Consider the following 6,699-nt stretch of genomic DNA (forward strand, 5'->3'; position numbering starts at 1 on the left):
GGGAGCCTGTTTACGCTCAAATTCTGGCACGACCTCAGGCTAACTCCGTTCTACACTGGATAAGATGCCGAACAGATGTCGCCCGCTCTCGGAATAACCATTTTTATCCGCATACAAAAACAGACTCTTTTGACTCAGGAAATATTCTTTCCAAACCTTTAAAAAATCTTTCAAAATGTTGAGTCTAAACTCCATTATCGTGATGAAGGATTTAAGAGGTGCAATCTCACGGCAACACTTCCCAAGAAGTGCATCCCTGGGAAGTGTTAGTCCGATTGGTATGGTGCTTGAAGAAAGAGAATTTTTTGCAGTTGATGCGTCATCAATCTATAATCTTGGGCCTGATAAATATCAATAGTTCCTGCTGGGACTCACCTTTGTACCTGTTCTTAAATAACCATCCCAAAACCGGAATATCCGCCAACAATGGCACTCTAGTATCTGCTGTTGTCTGGGCAATCTTTTTTACTCCCCCAATGACAATCGTCTCTCCGTCATTAACTATCAATTTGGTCTTGGTACTCTTTGTCTCAATATCGCCCCCTCCTCCGGCCACGGGACTATCGTCAGTTATATCAAGGTCCAAAATCAATTTATTATCAGGAGTTATCTGGGGTAAAACAGATAACTTTAGAATAGCATCCTGGTATTCAATTGTTGTCCCGCCACTCTCTGACTCTGTGGTGGTGGCAATTTTAGTCCCCTGGATTATTTCAGCCTGCTGGTTATTCAATGTGATCACCCGCGGAGCAGATATGGTCTTTGAAATATTCTTGGTTTCACCTACTTTCAATTCAGCGTCCAAGGTAAACAAATCCTTCCCCAAAACTTTGGCAATCTGGCCACCTACAGAGAAATCCAATGGCCCAGTAGTTGGAAAATTAAGACCGGTAATATCATAGTTCTTGTAATATCTATCCTGATGGAAATACTCTCCGGTATTGGCAAAACTCCATTTTAATCCCAAACTACGCTTAAAATCATCTGTTGCATAAACAATCCTGGCCTCAATGAGCACCTGTCGCTCAGGCCTATCCAGCTTTTCAACCACCGAGCGAATCTGTTCTAAGTTAGACTCGGTATCCTGGACAATCAATTGATTGGTTCGTGAATCATAAGTAATCTTACCACGAGGAGATAAAAACTCCTTTACCTTAGGTTCAAGCTCACTTGCGGTTGCATAATTAATCTGGATATACTCTCTCTTTAGGGGTTCCAGATCTTTCATGCTTTTCTTGGCCTTAAGAGCTGCCTCCCTGGCCTTGCGTAATTGTTCTCTTTCTGCTTCCAGTTTAGCAATTGTGGCAATACGCATGATATTGCCCCTTAAAACCATACCCAAATTCTTTTGTAACAAAACCAGGTCCAGGGCCTGGTCCCAAGGGATATCAAAAAGCCGCAATGATATCTTACCCTTTACGTCTTCATCTATGATCAGGTTATAATCTGTTATCGCTGCAATTAGTCTTAAAACATGCTCTATATCGGCGTCCTGCAAATCAATAGAGATTTTTTTACCTGTATATTTTTTTTTCATTCCAGGAAACAAGGTGTTTAACTCTGGAATATCTGCACCATTTTCTTCTTCTTTTTGAGTAACTTTGGTTACACTGCGGTCTTTGTCTGTGGACTTACTTTGTTGCTCACTTGTTAAAAAGCGTATAGATAATCCGCCCGCATCGCTGTCCATGTGCATAGGAACTTTATTCTGTACAGCAAAACTAAGTTTGACCCCGTCTTTAATATTCTGAACAAATACAGACTTAATTTCAGTATTAAACTTATTTAAACGGAAAAGTCTTGCATACTCAAGGTTTACCTGACAATTAGGAATAAATAATACTATTTTCTGTGGGCCACTTTTCTTAGGAATTATCTCAAATGGTCCTTTACCTTTGAGGTTGACAAACAAATTTCCTTGTTTGTTACGTAAGAATTCTATCTCTTGAATCTTGGCGCCTTCTTTTTCTATTAAATCATTTTCCTCCCTTGATTCTACTCCGGCCGAATTGTCTCTCCCTCTCTGCTCCACCAAAAGGATTTGCAATTGTTCATCCTTGGCTCTGGAAAGCAAAAACTGGGCTGGCTTGGACAAAATAATATTTAAATCCTTGGCCAGACCTTTTTTATCCAAAGCCCAGAAGACCTTGGTCACTATTCCCTTTGGGGCTGGAAGGAGAAAAGGAGAAATGGGAGGAGCAAAAGATAAAATTAATTTTTCATCGTCCATATAGGGCGAAACATCTATGTCTAAAGCTATGGGCAGGGAGATGATTGTTTTTTCTTCTTTAATTGAAATCTCGCCCTGTGCCTTGTCAACTTTAATTTGCTTTTTAACCGGGGCGGATATGTCTTTTTGATTCCTGTTAAGGCCAGACTTTGGTGCACAGGCAATCTGCATAAAAAGAATACAACATATACTTAAGCAAAACAGGCCTTTTATAAGAAACTTACTGTTCATTGCTTTCCTCTTTACTTGGATGGAGCTTCAAGGCTATGTTCCTTTTTTCTAACTTCCCCAAAATATTAACCACTTCTTCTTGAATCAAGACCTGGTCCGGGGATATTTTTACTACCTGCCCTCCACTGCGTCCTACCAACGCGCCTTTTTTTAAAATAAAGCCTTTACCATCTGGAAGTTCAACCATTGCCAAAGCTGCTTCAGGCCGGTCAGCATACCAGATAATACCCACAAGCTTAAGTTGGGTAGCTTCAACTTTCTCCAGTGGGGTCAGAATGCGCTTTGATTTTTTAGGTCTTGATATTGACCGTTCTTGCTTTTGAACCTGGATAAAAGAAACAAAAGGATCAGGTTTTCCTATGGGAGAATATTTATAGTCCGGCGGCCTGATCCACTCTGGAATTTTATCCAATTCCTGAAGTAGCTTGTCTCCTGAATCTTTTGCGCCCTTGTCCTCAGACAAAGCTGAAGAACAAGAGAAGATAAGCAAACAAAAAACAGAAAACAGCGAACAGGAAACTATCAGAAAACTATTATTCCTCATAAGAGAATCCACACAACGTTATCATAACAAGGGAGTAGTATCTGCCCTTCGCCGCACCCAAACTCAATAAACACAACAACTCATTTCTTCTTTGATTTTCTGTCCAATATCTCTTCAGGAGTCAAAGCCCGATATACCAATACCGAACTATCTGCCATCAATAAGCTTTCTCCTGTGGCCCCATTATTCTTAACCGGTGTTAAACGTAAATTCTCCAAACTAACTAAACGCTCTAATCTAACCAGGCTATCAAAATACTGGATCAGATTGTGAAATGCTCCTTGTAAGCGTAACTGTACCCGACGGGTAGCGTAAAACTCATAAATCTTTTCAGGACCAGGCTGGAACAAAATAAATTCAACTCTCTTTTCATTACCCAACTTTTCAAAAGATGCCAGCAAGCGTTCTAAGGCCTGTGCATCTTCAGGGAGAAGCATCTTGGCCAAAATTAGCTCTTTTTGTCGGTCCTTAAGCTGATCCTCCAGGTGTGGAAGCTTTGCTGCCAATAGCCTGTATTTAGTAATAGCTTTTTCCAACGCGGCGATATTTCTTTTTAATTTGGTAAGTTCATCAATCTTTGAGGAAAAGAGAAAATACCAAGATCCTCCGACAGTGAAAAAGAGAAACAAAACAAGGATCAATATCTTTTGAACCAGAGTAAGTCGTTCTATTTTATCAATGATGATCTGCTTATCCATTTTGTGAACCGCTCTGCTTCTCAGGTGGCTGGGCCATAATCTGGCACTGAAATTCCACTAAATCATAAGTTAAAATCCTGCGTCTAGACGTCCTTTGGGTCATAACTTCTTTTATATAGGGCGAGGATCGCAATTTTTGGACATAATAGGCAAAAATTTGATTATCCAGAGCTACGCCACGCAAATCTATACGCCCATCTTTTTCTAACTTAAAGGCCTCAAACCAAATTTTGGATTCTGGCAAGTTACTAATTAATTCATCTATATAATGAATCGGAAGATTCTGCGTTTGCCTGATCTCCTTTATCACCTTAATTTTTGTCTGTACTGACTCCAATTCTTTTTTTAATTTGCTCACTCTAGCCACTTTAACAAGCAGTCTGTTTTTTTGAGCCAGCTTTTCCTTTTCTATAGCTTGCAATTTCTCTATTCTTGTTTGCAACCAGTAGTTTATGCCCAAAACTCCAACAAGCAAAACCATGGCACCCAGAGAAAAAACTATTATTTGCTTTCCAACTTCAGAAGTTTTTGCTCTTTTAGTCTGGGGAAGAAGATTTATTTTAATCATCAAATAAGCCCTCTCAAAGCAAGACCTGTGGGAACAACAAATTGCGCTTTAACAGCTTCTATATATTTGGAGTCAAACCTATGGACATCCTTTTCGAGCTTCCGCCATGGGTCTAAATACTCAACTTCTAAGTCTAACCCCTGCCTCAAAAACTCGCTGATCCCTGGCAACAAACTTCCTCCCCCGGACAAAAACAATTTTTGTCCGGGTTTGGCTCCAGATACTGAAGTTAAATAAAAACCGGTCAGCCTTTTTATTTCCGTTAGCCAAAGTTCAAGTTGGGCTTTAAGTTGGCTATCTATCTCGCGCCTTTTTTCTTCATCTATCGAATCAGGACCTTCTAATTTAATCTTCTCAGCTTCAAGCTTATTTACTTCCAAAATCTTAGCCAAGACATCCGTTAAATGCCTCCCTCCAAACCCCATTTCCCGAAAAAAAATAGGCTGTTTATACCAGAAAACACAAAAAACGCTCTCCTGGCCACCAATGTCTAAAAGATAAACCGGGTCTTCTAACAATTCTGGATAGTTAAACTCAAAACAGTTGCTCAGGGCAAATGCATCCACATCAACAACGCTCAAGGATAATTGAGAATAGTCCAGAACTTTAATTAAATTCTGGACTACATTTCTTTTGCTGGCCACCAGGAGGACTTCTACGGTATTTTCTTTATGCCCCGGACCTATAACCTGGAAATCCAGGTAAACATCTTTGATTTCAAAAGGAATATATTGTTTTGCCTCCTTCTTCACATTATTCGCCAGCTCCTTTTCTGAACCTTTAGGGAACGTGACGCGCTTGACAATGACCGAATGTCCGGCCAGGGAGGAGACAACAAATTTGTCCTTTAACCCCAACGTAGTCCACAGACCCCTGATTTTTGCCCCGCTATTTTCCGGCCTATCAAAATCATTTACTGTCCAGGGCAACCGGGCAAAACGGTCTAAGTGTACTTTTTTCCCCTTTTGAGTCAGCCTGACAATTTTGACCCATGTACTGCCCAAGTCCAGCCCACAGCTGGCCAGTTCCGGTTGGAAAATCTTTAAAAGAGACACTGCTTCTTTATGGTCTAATGGTTAACACAGGCATTTTAGCTCTCTTTACTACCTTCTCTGCTACTGAGCCAAACAGGATACGGTCAATCCCTTTGCGACCGTGTGTTCCCATAACTATCAAGTCCACCTCTTCTTGTTCAGCAAAGTTTAAAATCTCTTCTGAGGCATAACCAGTAATAACGTTAGCACTAACATCTACTTCCGTAAAATTTTCCTTGACAAAAATATCCATTGTTTTTTCTGCTCCGGAGACAATCTCCCCCACGAAGCTTTCAATGGAAGTGGGTGGGACATGAAAACCAACATATTGAGAAAGACTGGGAGCCACATAAACCACCTTGACACTTGCACCCAAAGACTTAGCTATGGTCTGTGTATAATCCGCCACTTTTGAACTGATTTCTGAAAAATCAATCGCGCAAAGTATTTTTTTTATTTCTGCCATGAAAAGCCTCCTGGAAAGATTAATAAGGTTTATTAGTCGGAGGTTAAAGGTTAAGGTTAAAAATTGATTCTGAACTTATATAATTTTATTCATGCCAAAGAAAATGAATTTAAACAAGACTTTTGTCTATTTTTTTAAATTTTTATTAGGAGGAGGAAAAAATGCCTATTTATGAATTCACCTGCCTCAATTGTCACAACTTATTTGAAGAATTAGTCTTTGGTGAAAAGCCGAGTTATATTCGCTGTCCCAAATGTCAGAGCGAACAGGTCCAAAGATGTTTGTCTCAGGTCTTTTCTAAAGTCGGCTCAGGAGAAACAGCAAAATCCAGTACAACTTCCTGTGGAAGCAGTGGATTTTCCTGAGCATCTTAATGCTTCAGGTCTGAAGCAATGACCATGATGTTAATTTTTTAGTATTTAGTAATGGGACAATGTCACTAACTTAGGCTCCTTGATTTGCGCTTAAATAAAGTGAGGGGCCTGCCCCCTCACTTAAAATAATTAAATAACAGGTTCGCTCCTGACTTCTTCACACTCACTGATTAACTACTTTCTGTTTCTTAAGAACTCAACTTTCTGACACGATTAACATCCTCAAATTACTACACAATTGAAGAGTGCATTTTCTGAAATGCATTACAAACGGGTTGGGTAACACAACTTGGCGAAGATTGCGGAAGTGCTGTGCATAGGGAGGTTGTTCCATCGAACTTTCGAAACCCATCATAACAACAGAAAAGGAATTAAGTAACATTCTATTGACTAACCCCATTATGCACAGCCCGCAAGCAAGCCTTAGATGTGTCCAAGTCTTTGTTAGCATTGAAGAAAATGCACTCGCAAATTAACTCAGCAACTGTGTTTTTTGTCAATAGTTAATGGTTAAAATTTATTGGTTAGTTTATTTTGTTTTCAAGAACAATTTT

7 protein-coding genes are annotated in these 6,699 nt (G+C 39.9%); 1 reads left to right on the top strand and 6 read right to left on the bottom strand.

What is annotated here, in order from left to right:
* Positions 1-322 precede the first annotated feature (322 nt).
* The 6 genes from KFV02_RS06845 to KFV02_RS06870 all read right to left on the bottom strand — a co-directional run bounded on the left by KFV02_RS06845 (position 323) and on the right by KFV02_RS06870 (position 5,771).
* Entirely contained in the window at positions 323-2,461 is a 2,139-nt protein-coding gene (locus KFV02_RS06845) for a type IV pilus secretin PilQ (protein ID WP_252380798.1), read from the bottom strand.
* Positions 2,451-3,005, bottom strand: a complete 555-nt coding sequence (locus tag KFV02_RS06850) for a pilus assembly protein PilP (RefSeq protein ID WP_252380799.1) — start codon at positions 3,003-3,005, stop codon at positions 2,451-2,453. The genes KFV02_RS06845 and KFV02_RS06850 overlap by 11 nt, the downstream gene beginning before the upstream one ends.
* 80 nt (positions 3,006-3,085) lie before the next feature.
* A complete protein-coding gene (locus KFV02_RS06855; RefSeq protein WP_252380800.1) occupies positions 3,086-3,703 on the bottom strand; it encodes a type IV pilus inner membrane component PilO in 618 nt (205 codons plus the stop codon).
* Positions 3,696-4,271, bottom strand: a complete 576-nt coding sequence (locus KFV02_RS06860; RefSeq protein WP_252380801.1) for a PilN domain-containing protein — start codon at positions 4,269-4,271, stop codon at positions 3,696-3,698. The genes KFV02_RS06855 and KFV02_RS06860 overlap by 8 nt, the downstream gene beginning before the upstream one ends.
* Complete coding sequence (pilM, locus tag KFV02_RS06865; RefSeq protein WP_252380802.1) at positions 4,271-5,326, bottom strand: type IV pilus assembly protein PilM; 1,056 nt, start codon at positions 5,324-5,326, stop codon at positions 4,271-4,273. The genes KFV02_RS06860 and pilM overlap by 1 nt, the downstream gene beginning before the upstream one ends.
* A 7-nt stretch (positions 5,327-5,333) precedes the next feature.
* The gene (locus KFV02_RS06870) at positions 5,334-5,771 is read right to left on the bottom strand and encodes a universal stress protein (RefSeq protein WP_252380803.1); all 438 of its coding nucleotides are present in this window, start codon (positions 5,769-5,771) and stop codon (positions 5,334-5,336) included.
* A 161-nt stretch (positions 5,772-5,932) separates the two neighbouring features.
* On the opposite strand from KFV02_RS06870, the gene KFV02_RS06875 reads away from it, so the two are divergent.
* A complete protein-coding gene (locus KFV02_RS06875; RefSeq protein ID WP_252380804.1) occupies positions 5,933-6,136 on the top strand; it encodes an FmdB family zinc ribbon protein in 204 nt (67 codons plus the stop codon).
* The last annotated feature ends 563 nt before the right edge of the window (positions 6,137-6,699 follow it).

It is taken from the genome of Desulfovulcanus ferrireducens, assembly GCF_018704065.1.
In the GTDB taxonomy this organism is placed as follows: domain Bacteria; phylum Desulfobacterota; class Desulfovibrionia; order Desulfovibrionales; family Desulfonatronovibrionaceae; genus Desulfovulcanus; species Desulfovulcanus ferrireducens.

Coding starts and splice junctions, on each gene's coding strand:
- KFV02_RS06860 (WP_252380801.1), bottom strand. CDS start 4,271: ATGATTAAAATAAATCTTCTTCCCCAGACTAAAAGAGCAAAAACTTCT.
- KFV02_RS06845 (WP_252380798.1), bottom strand. CDS start 2,461: ATGAACAGTAAGTTTCTTATAAAAGGCCTGTTTTGCTTAAGTATATGT.
- KFV02_RS06850 (WP_252380799.1), bottom strand. CDS start 3,005: ATGAGGAATAATAGTTTTCTGATAGTTTCCTGTTCGCTGTTTTCTGTT.
- KFV02_RS06875 (WP_252380804.1), top strand. CDS start 5,933: ATGCCTATTTATGAATTCACCTGCCTCAATTGTCACAACTTATTTGAA.
- KFV02_RS06855 (WP_252380800.1), bottom strand. CDS start 3,703: ATGGATAAGCAGATCATCATTGATAAAATAGAACGACTTACTCTGGTT.
- KFV02_RS06870 (WP_252380803.1), bottom strand. CDS start 5,771: ATGGCAGAAATAAAAAAAATACTTTGCGCGATTGATTTTTCAGAAATC.